A 19417-nucleotide genomic window follows, 5' to 3' on the forward strand; every position below is an offset into this window, starting at 1 on the left:
TGTCGAACGGTCGCCGTGCGCGTTGGACGATCCTGCTTATGCCGACATAAAGGTCACCATTAACGAGGTGTCGTTCAACGGGCTCAAGGAAATAGCGCCCGGCGAACTGGACGCAACCTGGCGCCCGCTCGCCAATGCGCCGCAACCAATTTCGGCCCTGTGCGAGATCCGCGACGCAGCCGGCACGATCCTGCGCAACAAGGGGTATCTCGCCGCTGTGCAAGTACCGACCCAGCGGATCGAGAACGGCCAGGTTCGCATGGAGGTCATTTACGCCCGCGTCTCGACTGTCCGTGCAAGGGGGGAAACCCGCGGTGCCGAGGCCAAGCTGGAACAGTACCTCAATGCACTGACGCGAGACGAGGTGTTCAACCAGCGGCGAGCTGAGCGTTACCTTCTGCTGGCGCGGGACCTTCCGGGCTACAACGTGCAATTGACTCTCAAACCTGCCGGCACGGGGCCAGGCGATCTCGTGGCAGAGGTCAGCGTCTTGCGCGCGCCATATGCGGTTGACCTGACGGTTCAGAATCTTGCCTCGAAAGAGACAGGCCGCTTTGGAGGGCAGATACGGGCACAGTTCTTCGGGCTTACCGGCCTCGGCGATGCCACGTCGCTGTCCTATTACACCACATCCGATTTTTCCGAGCAGCACATCCTGCAAGGCAGTCATGAGTTCCGGCCGAGCGGCAGCGGGTTGATCGTGGGCGGACAGGTTACCCATGCCTGGACCAAACCCGATATTGCCGGGTTGCCCGCAAACGTTTCGTTGTCGGCGCGCACGCTCTACGCCAGTCTTTACGCCAGATACCCGGTGCGCCGCTCGCTTGCCGGCAACGTGTGGCTGAGCGGTGGCTTCGATCTTGTGAACCAGGACGTCCAGTTGATCGCCCCTCTCACACGCGACCGGATCCGAGTGGGCTGGGCCAAGCTCGATCATGATGCGATCGATTCGAAGCACGCCCAACCGCGCTGGCGCTACGCATCCTCGCTGGAATTGCGGCAGGGTCTTGCCTTTCTAGACGCCACTCGGGGATGCACCGGGCTGGCTTGTGCGTCGACCGTGCCCACCAGCCGCGCCGATGGCTCTCGCACTGCCACCGTCATTCGCTGGCAGAGCGAGTACGAGCGGAGCGTGGGACGAGCGTCATTCGTGCTTTCGCCCCGCGCGCAGTATGCTTTCAAGCCGTTGTTCAGCTTCGAGGAGTTTTCGGCTGGCAACTTCACCGTCGGGCGCGGATACGATCCGGGTGAACTGATCGGCGATGATGCAGTCGGTATTGCTGGCGAAGTGCGCGGACCGCGCCTGCCAGTCGGGAGCAGTCGCAGCATCAGGGTTCAGCCTTTCGTCTTCGGTGACATGGCGTGGGTCTGGAACAAGGATGTTCCCGGCAACGACCGGCTGACGTCGCTGGGCGGGGGTGTGCGCTCCGAGATCGGTTCACGCTTCCGGCTCGAGGGAACCCTGGCCGTGCCGCTTGAAAAGGTCGGCCTGCAAGCCAGCCGCTCCAAGCCGCGATTCCTCATGACTTTGACCACGCGACTGCTTCCGTGGAGGGCCTTCTGATGCGCTACCAGCTTCCGATCACGCGCAAGCAAATGCTGTCAGCTTCCGGGCTTGCCCTGGCGACCGCACTTGTGGCCGCGGGTCCTGCTCTGCGCGCGCAGTCGTTCCAGGGCACGCCCGTATCGACGTTCGGCAATGTGAGCATCTTTGCAACGCTTTCTGCCACCGACGTTACCGTTTCGAGTCCCAGCGCCGTGATCAACTGGGTGCCGAACGACACGAACACTACCGGCGGGCCGATCAACTTTCAGCCGACCGGGACGACCGCGACCTTCCGCAACAATCCTGACCTGACGAGCGATTTTACGGTTCTCAACCGTATCGTGCCTTCGGGATCGACGCGCGCGATCCAGTTCAACGGCAATGTCGTTTCGCGTCTGCAAACGCAGGCGGGGCAAGTCGCTGGTGGCACGGTCTTCTTCTACAGTCCCGGCGGCATCCTTATCGGAAGCAGTGGTGCTTTCGACGTCGGAAATCTGGTCCTGACAACGTCGGATCTGGCCTATGACGCGTCCGGCAACTTTGGCAGCAACGGACAGTACGTCTTCCAGCAGGCAACCGTTGCCGGCGCGCAGGTATCATTGGCGCCAGGGGCGCAGATCACCGCGACGACGGATGGCTCGTACGTTGCGATGGTTGCGCCCTATGTCAGCAACGCCGGAACCATCAGCGTCAATGGCTCGGCTGCCCTGGTTGCAGCCGATGCCGCCTCGATCCAGTTCTCGCCCAATGGCCTGTTCAACATCCAGATCGATTCCGGCAGCAGCGCCTCGGGCATTGCCGTATTGAATTCCGGCTCGATCGGCGGCCCGGCAGCATCGAACGTCACCCAGTTCCATCGCATCTATATGGTTGCAGTGCCAAAGAACGATGCGCTGACGATGCTGATCGGTGCTGGAAGTTCGCTCGGGTTCGACGTGGCGGGTGCCGCCGACGTTGTCGGAAACGCCATTGTGCTGTCCGGTGGCAAGGACATTATCGCCGGTGAGGCTGCACCCAAAGCCTCGAATGGCGCAGGCACAGGCCTCGTCAATATCCAGGGCAGCGATGCCGATGTCACATCCAGTTTCCGATCGGCTTCGACCGGGGTCACACAGTTCTTCTCTTCATCCAGCGCTGGTCTCGATTTCGCTTCGGACGTCGCAATAAGGGGGGGAACCGGCGGTCCGTCCCTGCTGCTTTCACAAGCGAACGGGGTGATCACGATTGGCGGCGACCTCACCGTCGATACGTCAGTTGCCGGAGAAGATCCTGCAGTGAGCGCGCAGGGCGGGCAAAGTATCCTGTCAGCGTCTTCGGGCAGCATTTCGGTTCTGGGCAACGTGACACTGATCGCCGAAGGCGTGGGGGCGCAATCTACCAGCAACGGTGGCGCCGCAGGGGCTGGCCTTGGCGGGTTGGCGGAAGTTTCCGCTACCGACGGCGGTAACATTACAATCGGCGGATCAACCTTGCTCCAAGCCCGCGGCATCGGCGGGGCTGGCGACGGGGTTGCCGGTGGCAGCGGGCAGGGCGGTACTGCGCAGGTTACGGCGTTCAACGCCGATGCCTCGATAACGATCGATGGCAACCTCGATCTGGTCTCGTCTGGTATCGGCCAAATCGGCACTGTCGGCGGAGCCGGGCGTGGCGGGGCGACCTCGGTCATGAGCACCGGCACGTCGCAGATAAGTATTGCCGGCGCGTCTACGTTCTCGGCCACGGGGTTTGGCAGCACTGGAACCGTGTCCGGCGGTGACGGGAGTGGCGGTTCGATGGGCATTGTCGCCTCGAACGACGCGGCGATCACCCTGCATAATGTGGAAGCCGTTGTTGACGGGTCGGCGGGATCGGGTCCGGTAACCGCTGGCGCAGCCTTTGGCGGCCTTGGTCTGGTTCGGGCCAACCTCACGTCGAGCACGGTTGCGGGAGGACCGGGCACTGCGCGGGTTGGCATTAACGGCGATCTGCTCGTCAGTGCCAGAGCGCTGGGTGGTGCTGCAACGGCTGCAGGCGGAACCGACGCGGCCATCCAGGGCGGATCAGTCGTTATAGATGCGTCCACGGGCAACCGGGTGGACGCAGCAGGGCAGGTCAGCATCGATGCCAGCGCATTTGGCTTGAGCGGCTATAGCAACACCAACACTGCGCTTGGCGGGATCGTGACGGTACGCGGCAGTTCGGGCGGAACGGTTGCTCTCTCGGGCGGCTTCACGGCAGATGCCGATGCGTTCGGAGGCGTGGGGCTCGGCGCTGCAGCTGGCGGCAATGCCACGGGCGGCACCATCAATGTCACCACCAACGGCGGTTCGGTGCAACTCACCGGGGCAGTCCAGACCGGCGCGGAAGCCTTGGGCGGACTGCAGTCTGGTGGTGGATCGGCAGGTTCCGGCCAAGGCGGCACCAACCTGTTCACGTCCAATAACCTCGGGCAACTCCTCATCAATGGCAGCGTTTCGGCTGTCGTCAGCGGTATTGGAGGAACCACGGATGGCGCAGGACAAGGTGGCGCCGGAATCGGCGGGGCAATCCAGATTTCCTCGAGCGTCGGATCGGTCGGGAGCATCAGCGGCAATGTGAACCTTGTCGCCAACGGCCTTGGCGGCGGAGGGCAGGGCGTGCTGACCGGCGGCCTTGGCCGTGCGGGTGACATTTCGATCCGGGCATTCGGCAACGCTGGTTCTGGCGGCTTGAGCTTCGGCTCTGCGCTGAGCCTGACCGCCAGCGGAACGGGAGGCGAAAGTTCCGGCAGCGCAGGGACCGGCGGCAATGGTATTGGCGGTACGGTCACGATGCTTGCTGACGGCGCGCTCGTCCTGATCAGCGAAAGCCTCTCGCTGAACTCGGTCGCAACGGGTGGCAACGGATTTGCCAATGGCGGTGCGGCGTTTGGCGTCAATGGTAGCGTGGAAGCTCGCAACGCCGGATCGATCGGTGCGCAAGGGGGCATTTCGCTCGACTTTGGCAGCCGCGGCGGATCGAGCCTTGGCACAGGTTCCGGCGGCGCGGCTAGTGGCGCCAACGTCACCCTGGCTGCCAATAGTGGCGAGCTGACGAGTGCGCAGGCGATCAGCATCTTCGCCGGGACTGCCGGCGGTGCCGTGCTCTCTGGCACTGGCAGCGGCGGCGCGGCGACGGCAAACGTTGTCACGGTCACGACATCGGGCAACGGAAATATCTCTTCAGCTTTTGGTCTGAATATCAGCGGCGCCGGTGTTGGCGGAAATAGCAGCGGCGGTCTGGCTGGAAGCGGCAGCGGAGCAACCGCTCGGCTCAATCTCAGCGGCGGGCAAGTCAATGCTGGCAGCCTGCTTGTCGACGTGAGCGGCATTGGCGGACAAGGAAACCTCGGCGGGGGCGCAGGCTCGGGCGGATCGGTGAGCGGCAACATCGCCGCAACCAGTCTGACGATTGGCACTTCGTCGCAGATATTCGCGGGGGGCTTCGGCGGCTCCAACACCAGCAACAGCGGCAGCGGCGCGGCTGGAGCTGGCACGGGCGGCACGGTTGCCCTGAGCTTCTCGCGCAGTACGGCGAGCCTTGGATCAGGCGAAGGCGTCGTAATCGATGCCAGCGGCTATGCCGACCAAGGCGGACCCGCACAGGGCATTGGCGGTAGCGTCTCGATCACTGCGGCCGCTTCCACAGTCGGTACGACGGGTTTGCTGAGAATCTCAGCCATTGGCGGCGGGAGCGCGGGCAAGAACGGAACGGCAGGTGGCGTTGGCAAGGGCGGGTCGATCTCGCTTTCTGCCCTGGGCGATTCCCAAGGGGCGAGCGCCATCAACGCCGATATCCTTTCGCTCAATTCCGACGGAATCGGGGGAGTCGGCTCGCGTTCGCTGGTAGTTGGCATCGACAGCGGGGCAGGTGGCGCAGCAGAGGGCGGAAGCATTTCGCTTGCCGCTGCGGTCGATGGCGGCACCATCTCTGCCGGGAGCCTGTTCGTCAGTGCACGGGGCTTTGCCGAGAGCGGCGGAGCGGGTTTCCGCAACCCGGACACCGGCGCGGGCAAGGGCGGCCAGGGCGGAGCGGCGAAGGGCGGCGTAATCATTCTCGGTTCGTTGGCGGCGACTGGTGGTTCGGGCTCTGGAGGGTACGCGCTTGGCGCCGCGGAGTTTGATGCCGGCGCGCGCGGCGGGTTCGGCGGAGACGGCGACGATGGCTTCGTGCCGGGGCAGGCTGGCGACGGTGGCACCGCGATGGGCGGTTCGATCCAGATGCAATTCGATCAGGGTGGCAGTGCGATCAGTGTCACCGAAACCCTGGCGTTGCGCGTCGATGCGGTCGGCGGCAGCAGCGGGATCTGCGGTGCGGGGTGCTTTGGTGCAGGCGCCACCGCCACAGGCGGGACGATAAGCTTCGGGTCCGGAGGGCTGAGCACCGGCAATACCATTACTCTTGGTGAACTGTCGCTTTCCGCCATCGCTACTGGAGGCGGGAGCTTCTCGCCCACGGGTGGAAATGCAACTGGCGGCGGCGCGTTCTTCCGCATTGGTTCCGGCACCACCTTTGCTGCTGGCGTCGTTTCGATCACGACCGACGCGTTTGGTAGCGATCAGTTCGCCGGCGGTACGGGCGGATCTGCGACAGGCGGCAATTCATCGTTCATTGCTTCCGGCACGGGGACTGCAACGATCGACGGCACGCTCACGCTCATGTCCACGGGGCAGGGCGGGAACGGCCGTGACATTGGCGGAATAGGCGGTGCCGGCACAGGCGGCACGAGCCGGCTCTATAGTGACGGCGGCCGCATTGCGATCGGCGGCGGAGCAGTGATCGCTGCCAGCGGCTTTGGCGGTCAAGGCGATCAGAACTCTGCGGCCGGGACGGGCGGAACGGGCACCGGCGGAACGGCCCTTGTCACGGTCGGAACCCCGGATGTGATCGGCAACCTTGGCCGCATCGACTTGGGCGCGCTGACGCAGGTCGTGGCGGAAGGCACGGGCGGGGATTCCGGGACCGGCGGTCTGGGACTGGGCGGCTTTGCAGGAATCTCTGCGCGGCAGGGTAATCTCTCGCTCGATCTGTTGCTTGCTTCAGCCTCGGCGTCCGGCGGTTATGGGCAATTTGGCGGAGCAGGGGGCGAGGCGCAGGGCGGCCGCATCGAGGTCTTTGCGAACAGTGCCGTGGAAGGCGCAAGCCAAGTCACCATCAATACGCTTGTCGCTGACGCTTCGGCATCTGGTGGCTTCGGCGGAGATGCCGGACGGACTGCCAGCGGTACCAGTGCCGGCGGTTCGGGTGGAATGGCAACGGGTGGCTCGATCGCGATTTTCGGCACGGCTGGCAACGGCACGATGCAGGTCGGATCCATCACTGCCAGCGCCGACGGTCTTGGCGGCGGCGGCGGGGCCGGCAGCGTGGGCGGCAACGGCGGTCGGGGCCTTGGCGGCTCGATCCAGGCTGGCACGGCCAGCGGGATCGACACTGGAACAATCAATGCGGGATCGGCCACGTACGGCTCGATCCAGATCACTGCATCGGGACGCGGCGGCACCGGTGGCGCTGGAGATGCCCTGACCGGCACAGGCGGAAATGGCGGCGACGCAACCGGTGGCGGCGCGCTGCTGCTGGTTCGTGGCAGCCCGGTTAGCGTCGCGGGCGCAGCCTCGTTCGAAGGTTCAGCGTTTGGTGGCTCTGCGGGGACCGGAAGTGCATCCGGTCTTGGCGGGAATGCCGAAATTCTGGCCAAGGAAACCGCCACGCAAATCGTTGGCGCCGAACTGGTCGTGACAAACCGGTTCCAGCAACCACTGCAACGCGGCGCGCTGACTGCGCCCGGATCGCTCACGTTCACCGCGCAAGCCGTCGGGGGCGATGGTTCCACGATAGGCACTTCGCTCATGCGCGGTGCGGGCGTGGACATGCAGGTCGTGAACAGCAGCGTGAGTGCCGGCAGCTTGTCGTTCACTGCAGATGCCGCTGCCGCTGACCTAGTATCAGCGCCGGGCATCATCTCCCTGGTCAATTCGACGGCCACGATCGCTGATGCATTTACTCTCGTGACGCCCGGTCGGATCTCGCTGAGTCTCGATCAGGCGAACCTGACGGCATCCAGCGTGTCGATTTCTGCCAGTGATTGGGTACTGCCAAGCTCTGCGCCAGTGGCGATCGGCACGCTTTCCGGCACGAACCAGCTAAGTCTCGCCTCGGGGAACGACCTCGTCGGTTATGCGAACCTGTCGAGCCAGGGATCGCTCAGCTTGCAAGCGTTGGGTCGGATCGATTTCGGTTCTCTTTTCGCCCTCGGCGCAATCGACGTGGCGGCAGGCGGCACACTGACTCTGGGCAATGTCCAGAGCGGCGACGCGATCGATCTCGATGCGCAAGGGGCGGTGGTTGCGGGCAACCTTGTCGCGGCGACGTCCGTTTCGGTTGGGTCGGGCGGCAGCGTGACGCTGGGCAACATCGCTGCGGGCACAGGAACGCCTTCAGGCGGCAACGGTGATCTCTATTCGGTGGGCATCCGTGCGGCAGGAGATGTCCGGACAGGCACGATCTTCGCTGCCTCGGACATCGGCATTGCCACTCCCGGCGCTCTGACGACGGGTAGCCTGCGCGGCTACGACGCGCTGTTGCTGGCAGGCGGCAACGTCACCATCGACAGCACGGCGATGGTCAACCGCGTACTCGTCGCCAATGCCACGATGGCAAGCCTCGGCGAGACCGCGACCGGCTTCGACAAGGAGCTTGTCTTCGCAGCGCCAGCACAGGCCACGGGTGGGTCGGTGACGATTGCCAATACGGCAACCGCCGCCTCGTTGCGGATCGCTGCGGGCACGGCCATTGGCACGGGCAGTATCACTGCAACCGGCCCCGTCGGTTTGAGCAGCAGTGGCAACCAGACCTTGGGGAGCGTGAATGCCGGTTTCGGTAGGATTGAGCTCGTCTCACAATCCGGCAGTGTCACCGCGACAAATCTGTTTACTGGCAGCGACATTCTCGTGTCTGCAGGGGCCGGGCTTGCCCTGGGATCGATCCGGGGTCGCGATGTCGCGCTGCTGTCGGGCGGGAACGTCACGGTGCAGTCCGTGCTGGCAGGAGCGGTTTTCGACCCGCAAACCAGCCAGATCACCGACGCAGTCGGGCGACTACTGATCGGCAACACGACGATGCTGCCAGCGACGGCCATGCCCGGATCAATCGACTTTGCCACTCTCCTGACGGCCACGCCAATCCGGTCCGGAGGCAATGTCACGATCTCAGGCGGAGCGATCGTTGGCAGATTGCGGGCCGCAGCGAGCGGGGATTTCACAGGCGGCGGCATCCGTGCGTTTGGCGGGATCGAGGTCGAATCCGGCGGTCTCGTCACTGTTGCGCAGCGCTGGGGTGCGACGGAAGTGCAGATCGTGTCAGCAGACCTCGCCATCATCGACAACGGGACTGCAACAGGCGCGACCGGGCAGCAGATACTTTCGGGGATACGCACGAGCGAGACCGGAACGGTAGACCTCATTTCGAACTCCGCACGCACTGCGCTGATCGGTGATGGCCTGACGGGCAGCGGTTACGCCCTGAGCGCTGCGGAGATCGGGCTCGTCTCGACCGGCAGGTTGCTCATCGCCGCGGTGGATCAGGCTGCCAATCCTACGGACATGCTGGTCGGAAACCTTACCCTGAGTGCTGGAGGCGCCATAGGCGCATCCGTTGCTGCGGGGACAACCGGGCGGGTGATCTTCGCATCGGGCAATCTGCAATCGCAGACCCAGGGCGGTGCGATCCGCGTGGTGGGAACGATCAACGGGACGGGCTTTGGCCAGGGCAACGTGCTCGAGTTCACGACCGGCCGGTTCGAACTTGATGCAGGAACCGGGGCAATCAACCTCACCTCTGCTGCGCAGCCTGGCACAGCCAGTGCGCTTGGCGGCATTGTCGAAATCAACGCGTCCAATATCCACGTGGCCAGTGCTGCCATTCTCGACAGGCTCGCGGCAGATCCCTTCTACGTCGGACGAATCGCCGACCTGAATGCACCGGCAGTGACGCAGCGACCTGAGGGCGTATTGCGCGCCCTTGGTCTCGACCTTTCCCCGACCGGCACACTCTACATACAGAACACGGGTACCGCCCTGAACCCTGCCGGGTTCTTCTCCGATCTTGCCTTTACCGATGTGAACGCGCCCGCAGGGGCCGCACCGGGTTCCCTTTCGGTTATCGTCAACGGAGCTTTCCAGACGCCCAGCGGCAATGTGACTGGAACTGCGGCACACGATCTGGTCGTCAACGATCCAGCGACGGACCTCACGGCGTTCAGCGCTGACAGCCAGCTTAACGGCTGCGCGTTCAACCTGAAAGCGTGCACCATGGTCAGGGAGGGGGCCGACCCGGTCGCATCGATCGCCAGCCAGATCGCGATCATCGCAACGTCCACGCTCGGCAGCACGCCTGCCTTTGTCGAAGAACCGGCGGGACCAGGTGCTGATCCAGACACCAACGATCCGGCGCAGGAGCAACAGCAAGAGCAGGCCTCTGAAAGCGAGGCGACTGCCTCCTCCCCGATCGCGCCGCCGCCCCAACTGATCGATAGCAGTCCCCTGGACACCTCCAACCAGATCGAACAGCCGGTCTCGGGCAGCGGCAACCCCGCGCTGATCGGATCGGTCGTCAACGAAACCAGCGTGGAAGGAGACGTCCAGTGAACGCGCACAGCAAAACATCTCTCGCTTTTGCTCTGATCGCGCCACTGCTGGCATCGACCGTTATTCCGGCAATGGCAGCTGACAAGAGCCAGCCGCTTTCGGTCCGCAACTCGTTCCGCGTCGGCTCATCAGGCGTGACCTGCACGGCGCAAAACGCTCCGGCCGACAAGCGGTTGGACGGGCTTTTCGATCGCTCCTACCGCCTGAGCTGTCGCGACGCGGCGGGCGCCGTGGGAAGCCTTATCGCAGTGCGGCGTGATGTGGCAACGGGGGCCGAACCGACCGGGCTTCCGGGGGTTACGCTCTCCTGCGGTGATGAGGGGGCAGTGAACATCGAGGCGATTGGCCGGGTACGGGCTGTCAACTGTCGCGATCAATCGGCAAATGTCGAATACAAGCGCTATGCGCTGCGCCGTGGCAGAACGACATATTTCGTCGAGGGTCTTGCAGGTTACGATCCGGCTTTGCGCCTCGCGCTGGCAAGTGTGGTTGCAGATACACCGCTCACCGGAGAAATTCGGGTTGCCACAACCGAGGTTTCCGATCCTGCCGCTTTTGCCCGCGTTCAGGCCGGCCAGCTCGACCGGCTTGGCGCGCGCGACGAGGGTTATCTGCGCAACAATGGCGGCCGATTTGCAGAATCGTCAGAATTCTTCGAGGCCATTGCGACGCGCGATCGGAACACCGGGGCGTCAGGTCTGGCCGAAGCTCTCGCCAATCAGGGATTGCAACAATCCAACCTCGGCAACTTCACCGCAGCAGACCGCCTTCTGAGTGAAGCCACTTCAGCGCTCTCTCGCGGCGATGGCGTGACGCAGCGGCTAATCCGAAATTACCGCGCGATCAATCGGCTCAACCAGCGCAAGCCGGTTACAGCTCTCAAGGATCTGGCGACGCCGGTTGTCGCCATCGGCGATTCGTTCGATCGCGGCAGCCTGCAGGCTGGTGTCATCAACATGCCCCTTGCCGAGCAGATCAACCGCGAGAGCAGCGGATTGAAGCGCCTGGGCGCAGTCGATCTCGGGCTTTCGGACATTGAACGCGCAGAAATCCTTGATGCGCAAGCAGACGCGCTGAAGGCTACTGCAGCACGTCTGCAAGGGCGGTACGATGTCGCAGTGGCGGGGTTCGAAGCGGCCGGCCGGCGGCTTGAGGCCGTGCGAGGCGGGCGCGTGGCATCAGCCGGGTGGTTGCGTTCGGAAATCCAGATCGAGCTAGCTCTCCTTGCCGAGGCGCAAGGACGCAAGGGAGACAGCGACGCTGCTTTCGATCGCGCGATTTCGCTAATCGAGAGCGCGTTTCCCCAATCGCCCGCCCTGCTGGCAGCGAAGGCGCGCAAGGCCGCATGGCTGGCGCGGTCCGGAGATGATGCAGGCGCGCTCGCGCTGTACCAGCTGGTGGTGAAGGACAGTGCGAGCGTGCCTGATGCAGGCACGACGCTGCGCGACCTGCTTGGCCCTTATTTCGGGTTGCTGGCAAGAGCGGGCGGGGACAACGCCGCCGCAGCGATCTTTGCCGCATCGCAGGTACTACAACGCCCTGGCGTCGCGCAGACGCAGGCCGTGCTTGCCCGGCAAATGTCCGAAGGCAATGACGAGGCCGCCGCTCTTTTCCGCCTGTCCCTGACCAGAACCCGCGACATCGCACGAACCGAGCTTACGGTTGAGCAACTGGCAGCGGTACAGGCACCAGATGAGCGACAGGTCGAAGCGCTCAAGGCGGCGCAGGACAACCTCGCCTCGCTCCGGCGCGACCAGACTGCTTTGGTAAGCAAGCTGGCAGCCTATCCTCGCTACAACGTGCTTGCGCCGCGAAGTGTCGAGCTTGCAGAATTGCAGCAGGCGCTGAAAGCCGGCGAATCCTATTACAAGCTGATGATCATCGGCAATCGGGTCTATGGCCTGTTCGCCACCTCCGGAACGGCGCGGGTGCTCGACCTCGGCCTTGATCCAGACGATATGTCCAGGCAGGTTCAGGAGATTCGTGACAGCATCGTCAAGGTAGAGAACGGAAGACAGGTCAACTATCCGTTCGATCTCGAGAAATCGCGCGCGCTCTACAAGCAGCTGTTCGGCCAGGTCGAAGACCTCTTGCCTGCAACCCGCCACCTCGTCTTCGAACCCGATGGTGCGATGCTGCAGCTCCCACCGACCGTACTGGTGACGGCAGACGAGGGGATCGCGGCATATCGCAAGAGGCTCGAAAGCCCCGATGCCGATGACTTCGATTTCACCGGCGTTGCCTGGCTTGGGCGGGGAAGGGAAGTGTCGATCGCGGTAAGCCCGCGAGGTTTTCTCGACATTCGCAAGCTTGCAGCTTCGACAGCGCCGCGAAACTATCTTGGCTTGGGACACAACGCCAAGCCAGGCGTGAGGCCCGTTGCCGCCGTGGCCGATCAGTGCGATTGGCCACTGGCAACCTGGCAAAATCCGATCTCGGCCGATGAGCTGTTCTTCGCCCAGCAAAAGCTTGGCCAGGGCGGCAGTGCGGTCCGAACCGACGCGCAGTTCAGTGACAGCGCATTGCTCGCCGACAATGATCTCGACAAGTACCGGGTCGTCCATTTCGCAACGCACGGGCTGGTAACGGCACCGCGGCCCGATTGCCCGGCGAGGCCTGCTCTGGTGACGAGTTTCGGTGACTTCGGCTCGGACGGCCTGTTAACCTTTCGCGAGATTTTCGATCTGCGTCTGAATGCTGACCTGGTGATCCTGTCCGCGTGCGACACCGCTGGCGTGGCTACGGTCGCAGCGAGTCGCGAGGCGGGGGTCACCACGGGCGGCAACTACGCACTGGACGGGCTGGTCCGTGCCTTCGTTGGTGCGGGCGCGCGTTCAGTGATTGCCAGCCATTGGCCGGTGCCTGACGACTTCGATGCGACCAAGCGCCTGATCGGCGGAGTCATCGACTCAACGGCTGGGCAGGAACTCGCAGCCGCGCTTGAAGGTGCGCAGGAGAAGCTGATGGACGATCCCAACACCTCCCACCCATTCTACTGGGCCGCTTTCGTCATTGTCGGCGACGGAGCAAAGCCGCTGGTTGCGGGCAATCAGGTGGCGGCCCCTGCGAATCCGATCGCACGATAGATAGTTGGTAGCAGCGTCAGGCCTGCTTCTGCGCCGATTGCGGTTCTGGCTGGATGGACAACTTATGCGAATCCAGCCAGGCTGGTCCGACATGTGCGGCGCGCGATACTGAAAGACCGATCCCGGACACAGAGCGACGCGACGCTCACGCGTCCTGACGCCCGACGGAAATTATCGATGTTGCAATGGTCGCGGTGCTGCAGCGACGACGCCGATCGGGCCTGTCGCGACATGCCGCGCAGGAAATCAGGTCTTTGTTCTTTAAGAAGAAAGTGGCTCCCTGAGTAGGATTCGAACCTACGGCCGCTCGATTAACAGTCGAGAGCTCTACCGCTGAGCTATCAGGGAGCAGCCCCAGTTCCCCGGGGCAGGAGCGCGCTAATAACAGGCGTTTCCGGTTTGGCAAGCACCTGTTTCGAGATTTTTATTCACACCATGAATTGCTCGGCAAAGATGCGGTCCTCAAGGCTCTGTCCGCGGTCGAACATCAGCGTCAGGCGATGTTCGGGCCAGACCTTCACGCGCACTTCGCGCACATCGCGCACCTCCTTCTGGTCTGCCACCACCAGAACCGGCCGCTTCACTGATTCGAGGGCCTTGAACACGATTTCATAAGTGTCGGGCAGTATCGCTCCGCGCCAGCGGCGGGGGCGGAACGGGCTGATCGGGGTGAGCGCGAGCATGTTCGAGGACAGCGGCAGTATCGGCCCGTTGGCAGACAGGTTGTAGGCCGTCGAACCGGCTGGCGTTGCCACCAGCACGCCGTCGCAGGCGAGCTCGGGCATGCGCACCTTGCCGTTGACGCTGACCTCCAGCTTGGCGGTCTGCCGCGTCTCGCGCAGGATCGATACTTCATTGATGGCGCAAACGGAGTGCTCTTCGCCGGAATTCGTTACAGCCGTCATGCGCAGCGGCGAAACGGTGATCTCGGTCGCCTTTGCCAGACGGTCCTCGATGCTCCGGCTCGACCGATACTTGTTCATCAGGAAGCCGACGGTGCCGAGGTTCAGGCCGAAGGCTGGCACGACGTGATCGATATCGAGCATGGTATGCAGCGTTTGCAGCATGAATCCGTCGCCGCCGATCACGACGGCGGCGTCAGCCTCTTCAAGCCTGACCCAATCGCGGGTGCTGCTGAGAGCTTCGCATGCCTCCTGCGCGCGTTCGCTGGGAGAGGCGAGCAGGGCGAGACGGGCAAATTCCGGCATTGTTCTGTTCAGGCCCCGATCACGTGCTGCACTAGATGTGATTGGGGAGATATGGACCTGTGCACTTGTGCGCAATGCACAAAAGCGAGGGGCCTTGTCTGCCGCCCCATCGCGGGAACGCTTTGGCAATAATGCAATGCTACCGAGATCGGATGCGCAACCCTACGCCATCGACAGTCGCTGAATCCGAGAGGGATGCCCTGACCGGACTGCCCGGAATGGCCACCGCGCGTAACTGGCTGGCACGGCACGAGCACGGTTTTGTCCATGCCATGCTGCTGGGCTTTCATCGCCTCCGATCTGTCAATCTCGCCTACGGTCAGTCCGGTGGCGATCTGGCGCTGGCAGAGATAGCGCGGCGCATTGCTGGCTTCGCGGACGATGAACTGGGCGGCGAATCGCTGGTGGCACGCGTCGGGGGCGGCGAATTTCTTGTGGCTTGCGATAGCACGATCAGCCGTGAGCGTTGGCAGTGGCTTGCCGAAGCGCTGGTCCGGCGTATTTCGCGCAGCCTGCCGATGCGCGGCGATGTCCTGCATCTTGCCCCTCGCGCCGCCTTGCTGCGCGGAATGCCCGGGGAGACCGGCACCGCGCTGATCGACAGGCTCGACCAGGCGCTGGAGTCGCTGCAGCAGCAGGCTGGACGCCGGATCATCTGGGCGGACGGGACGCATCGTGCACGCGGGCGAAGCGCCGCGCGTCTCGAGGCAGATCTTATTGGCGCGATGGCGCGCGACGAGATCGGAATCGTCTTCCAGCCGCAATATCGGGTGGACGACGGTAGACTTACCGGCGTCGAGGCGCTCGCCCGGTGGGATCATCCCCAACTCGGAAGGATGGGCGCCGAGACGCTGTTCGCGATCGCCGAACGCGGCGATCACGTGGCGCAGCTCTCGCGGCACATTGCCGCCAAGGCGCTGTCCCTGGCGAGGGACTGGCCTGATCTTGCGGTCTCGCTGAACGTGACCGCCGAGGATCTTGCGAACGACGCGTTCGCGGCGGACTTTCGAGCGCTGCTGGCCAGTTCCGGCTTCCGCCCGCACCGATTGACGCTGGAAGTCACCGAACACGCGCTTGTCTCCGATTTCGCCCGCTCGGCTGAGGCGCTGGCCGAACTTGCGGCCGACGGAGTGCGCATAGCCCTCGACGATTTCGGCACAGGTTATGCGAACTTCCGGACGCTCAAGGCCCTGCCGCTCGATACGATCAAGCTCGATGCCTCGCTCCTGCACGAGGCAGACAGCGACATGCGCGATCGGGCCATCCTTACCGCCATTGTCGCGATGGCGCGGGCCCTGAGCCTCAAGGTCGTGTGCGAGGGGGTCGAGCGCGAAAGCCAGCTTGCCGTGCTGCAAGAGGAAGGATGCGACACCTTCCAAGGCTTCCTCCGGTCGGGTCCGATCGGCGCCGCACAGGTGACCGCTCTTCTCTAGGCCGCCTTTTTCGCTCGCTTCACGATTGCCGCCAGACCCTTGGTCAGTTGCACGAGGCCGTTGAGCCGTCCTTCCGCCGTGCCCCACGCGCGCGTGATCACCAGCTTGTTGTCTGGGCGCAGCTTGGCAACACCATTCAACCGTTCGACGTATCCGATAAGGCCGACCGGGTCCGGGAAGGTATCCTTGTGGAAACTGACCAGCGCTCCCTTGGGGCCGACGTCGATCTTGGCGATGTTGGCAGCGATTGCCTGCCGCTTGACCTCGATCAGGCGCAGCAGGTTCTGCGTCGGGCCGGGCAGGGGGCCGAAACGGTCGATCATCTCGGCGGCGAGCGCTTCGACGGCGTCGGGCCCCTCGGCATCGTTCATGCGGCGGTAAAGCGCCATGCGCACGGCGAGGTCTGGAACGTAGTCCTCGGGGATCATGATCGGCGCGTCGAGCGTGATCTGGGGGCTCAGCGCCTCGCGTTCGCGTGCGAGGCCGATGTCGCCGGCCTTGGCAGCAAGGATCGCGTCCTCGAGCATCGACTGATAGAGTTCGAAGCCGACTTCCTTGATGTGGCCCGACTGTTCGTCGCCCAGGAGGTTTCCTGCCCCGCGAATGTCGAGGTCATGGCTGGCAAGCTGGAAACCTGCGCCCAGGCTGTCGAGATCGCCAAGGACCTTGAGGCGCTTTTCTGCAACTTCCGACAGGGCCATGTCCTCTGCCACCGTCAGATAGGCGTATGCGCGGATCTTGCCGCGTCCAACCCGACCGCGCAGCTGGTAAAGCTGGGCAAGGCCGAAGCGGTCGGCGCGGTGGATCACGATGGTATTGGCCGAAGGAATGTCGATGCCGCTTTCGACAATTGTCGTCGATAGCAGGACCTCGTATTTCTTCTCGTAGAACGCGCCCATGCGGTCCTCGACCTCTGTGGGGCTCATCTGGCCATGCGCTGTCACGAAGCGTACCTCGGGCACGTTGAGGCGCAGCCAGTCTTCCAACCCGGGCATGTCGGCAATGCGCGGCACGACGATGAAGCTTTGTCCGCCGCGCTGGTGTTCGCGCAGCAGGGCCTCGCGCATGACCATGTCGTCCCACGGCATCACGTAAGTGCGCACGGCAAGGCGATCGACCGGCGGGGTCTGGATGGTGGACAGTTCGCGCAGGCCCGACATTGCCATCTGGAGCGTGCGCGGGATCGGCGTGGCCGTGAGCGTGAGGACGTGAACGTCCGCCTTCAGTTCCTTGAGCTTCTCCTTGTGCGTCACGCCAAAGCGCTGCTCCTCGTCGACGATGACGAGGCCAAGTCGCTTGAACTCGACCGACTTGGACAGGAGTGCGTGCGTGCCGATGACGATATCGACCTTGCCGCTGGCCAGCCCCGCCTTGGTTTCGGCAGCTTCCTTGGTCGGCACAAGGCGTGAGAGGCGACCGATCTCCAGCGGGAAGCCGTTGAAGCGTTCGACGAAGTTTGAATAGTGCTGTCGCGCCAGCAATGTGGTCGGTGCGATGACTGCCACCTGCACCCCCTGCATCGCCGCGACGAAGGCGGCGCGCAAGGCAACCTCGGTCTTGCCGAAGCCGACGTCGCCGCAGACAAGGCGATCCATCGGCTTGCCCTCGGCCATGTCGCCCAGCACGTCGCCGATCGCGCGTTCCTGATCCTCGGTCTCGTCCCAGGGGAAACGGTCGACGAAGGGACCGTAACTTGCAGGATCGACGGGCAGGACAGTCCCCTGGCGCAGCGCTCGCTGGGCGGCGGTAGCCATCAGGTGCCCAGCCATCTCGAGAATGCGCTCGCGCATGCGCGCCTTGCGCCGCTGCCAGGCCTCGCCGCCCAGCTTGTCGAGCGCAACGCCATCGGCGTCCGAGCCATAGCGCGAGAGGACATCGAGGTTCTCGACCGGGATGTAGAGCTTGTCGCCGCCCGAATATTCAAGCTGGACGCAGTCGTGCGGCGAATCGCCGACGCCGATGGCCTCGAGGCCGAGGTAACGCCCGATGCCGTGGTCCATGTGGACCACAAGATCGCCGGGGGTAAGCGCGGACAGCTCGGCAAGGAACGCGTCGGCGTCCTTGCGCTTCTTTTTGCGGCGGACAAGGCGGTCGCCAAGGATGTCCTGCTCGGTCAACAGTTCCAGATCGTCGTTGGCAAAGCCCTGTTCGAGCGGGAGAACGATCGCTGCAGGCTTGCCCGAAGCTGCAAGGCCCAGCGCTTCCTGCCAGGTCTCGGCCATCTGGGGCGTGAACTTGCCGGCTTCGGCCAGCAACGAGGCAAGGCGCGAGCGCGAACCGGTGGTATAGGCCGCGATGATCGGCTTCTTGCCACGCGTTCCCAACGCCGAAATGTACTTCGCTGCCGCTTCGTAGATGTTGGTACCGCCCGAAGTCGCAGCGGCGCGCTCCGGCGTGAAATCGTGACTTGAAGTGAATCCGAAATCGACGACCTGCTTCGATTCCGGTTCGGCAAAGATCGTGGTGCGATGCACCGGCCAGCCAGCCAGCGCCCGGTCAAGCTCGTCGCGCGAAAGATAAAGGGCGTTTTCCGCAAGCGGACGATAGCTGCCGGGAGCCTTGGAAGAGGAATCGAGGCGCGACTGATGGTAGTCGGCAATGTCGTCGATGCGCTGTTCGGCAGCCTTGATCGCGGTCGTGTCGATCAGGACCAGGTCGCCATCGCCCAGGTGATCGAACAGCGTTACCAAACGGTCCTCGAACAGCGGGAGCCAGTGCTCCATGCCGGCCAGGCGGCGGCCATCGGTGATCGCCTGATAAAGCGGATCGCCGGTGGCGTTGGCACCGAACATCTCACGGTAGCGGCTGCGGAAGCGCTTGATGCTGTCGTCGTCGAGCAGCGCTTCGCTGGCCGGCAGCAGCAAGTGGCTTTCGACCGCCTGCACCGATCGCTGCGTGTTCGGATCGAACAGGCGCAGGGTTTCAAGCTCGTCGCCGAAGAAATCCAGCCGCAGGCCGTGGTCTAGGCCCGACGGGTAGATGTCGAAGACAGATCCTCGCACTGCATATTCGCCTGCGTCGACGACGGTGTCGGTGCGCGAATAGCCCTGGCGCTGGAGCAGGGCGATCAGGCTTTCCCGGCCGATCTCGGTGCCCGGCGCCAGCAGGCGCGTGGATTCGCGGATACGGAACGGCGTCAGGACGCGTTGCAGCGCGGCATTGATCGTCGTGACCAGAAGTTGTGGGCCGCTGCGCTTGCGCTGGAGTCGCTGGAGCGCGGCAAGCCGTCGGGCGCTGACCGACAGTGCCGGCGATGCACGGTCGAACGGCAGGCAATCCCAAGCCGGAAAGTCGATGACCTCAAGGTCCGGCGCAAAGAACGCAGCACTCTCGACGATGGCGCGCATCGCCGCCTCGTCGGGCGCGATGAACACGGCACGGCCCTTGGCCGCACGGGCAAGGTCGGCCAGAACAAGCGGCTGCGCGCCACGCGCAACGGACGAGAGCGTAAGTGGCGTATTTGCCGAGAGGATGCGGGTCAGGTTGGACATGGCAGGCTTAACGC

Annotated in this window: 6 protein-coding genes and 1 tRNA gene; 4 read left to right on the forward strand and 3 right to left on the reverse strand. The window is 64.0% G+C overall.

Annotation, left to right across the window (positions count from 1 at the left end):
- Positions 1 to 22: 22 nt before the first annotated feature.
- Genes B9A23_RS01305 through B9A23_RS01315 form a run of 3 tightly spaced genes read left to right on the forward strand, consistent with a single transcriptional unit; the run spans position 23 to position 13271 of the window.
- Positions 23 to 1564 (forward strand): ShlB/FhaC/HecB family hemolysin secretion/activation protein, encoded by a 1542-nt coding sequence (locus B9A23_RS01305; protein ID WP_254894912.1) that lies wholly within the window; start codon positions 23 to 25, stop codon positions 1562 to 1564.
- Positions 1564 to 10185, forward strand: coding sequence for a beta strand repeat-containing protein (locus tag B9A23_RS01310; protein ID WP_139797276.1), 8622 nt, complete (start codon positions 1564 to 1566; stop codon positions 10183 to 10185). The genes B9A23_RS01305 and B9A23_RS01310 overlap by 1 nt, the downstream gene beginning before the upstream one ends.
- Positions 10182 to 13271, forward strand: coding sequence for a CHAT domain-containing protein (locus B9A23_RS01315; protein ID WP_254894913.1), 3090 nt, complete (start codon positions 10182 to 10184; stop codon positions 13269 to 13271). The genes B9A23_RS01310 and B9A23_RS01315 overlap by 4 nt, the downstream gene beginning before the upstream one ends.
- A gap of 273 nt (positions 13272 to 13544) precedes the next feature.
- On the opposite strand, the gene B9A23_RS01320 is transcribed toward B9A23_RS01315, so the two are convergent.
- Both B9A23_RS01320 and B9A23_RS01325 read right to left on the reverse strand, forming a co-directional pair.
- Positions 13545 to 13619: transfer RNA gene (locus B9A23_RS01320), tRNA-Asn, on the reverse strand.
- 80 nt (positions 13620 to 13699) lie between these two features.
- Positions 13700 to 14479, reverse strand: coding sequence for an NAD kinase (locus tag B9A23_RS01325; RefSeq protein ID WP_176217832.1), 780 nt, complete (start codon positions 14477 to 14479; stop codon positions 13700 to 13702).
- Positions 14480 to 14631: 152 nt separating this feature from the next.
- On the opposite strand from B9A23_RS01325, the gene B9A23_RS01330 reads away from it, so the two are divergent.
- Positions 14632 to 15912, forward strand: coding sequence for a bifunctional diguanylate cyclase/phosphodiesterase (locus B9A23_RS01330; protein WP_084276960.1), 1281 nt, complete (start codon positions 14632 to 14634; stop codon positions 15910 to 15912).
- On the opposite strand, the gene mfd is transcribed toward B9A23_RS01330, so the two are convergent.
- Positions 15909 to 19403 carry a transcription-repair coupling factor gene (mfd, locus tag B9A23_RS01335; RefSeq protein ID WP_084276962.1) on the reverse strand — a complete coding sequence of 1165 codons (3495 nt, stop codon included), beginning with the start codon at positions 19401 to 19403 and terminating at the stop codon, positions 15909 to 15911. The genes B9A23_RS01330 and mfd overlap by 4 nt on opposite strands.
- Positions 19404 to 19417: the final 14 nt, after the last annotated feature.

The organism is Novosphingobium sp. B1 (assembly GCF_900176395.1).
GTDB lineage: Bacteria > Pseudomonadota > Alphaproteobacteria > Sphingomonadales > Sphingomonadaceae > Novosphingobium.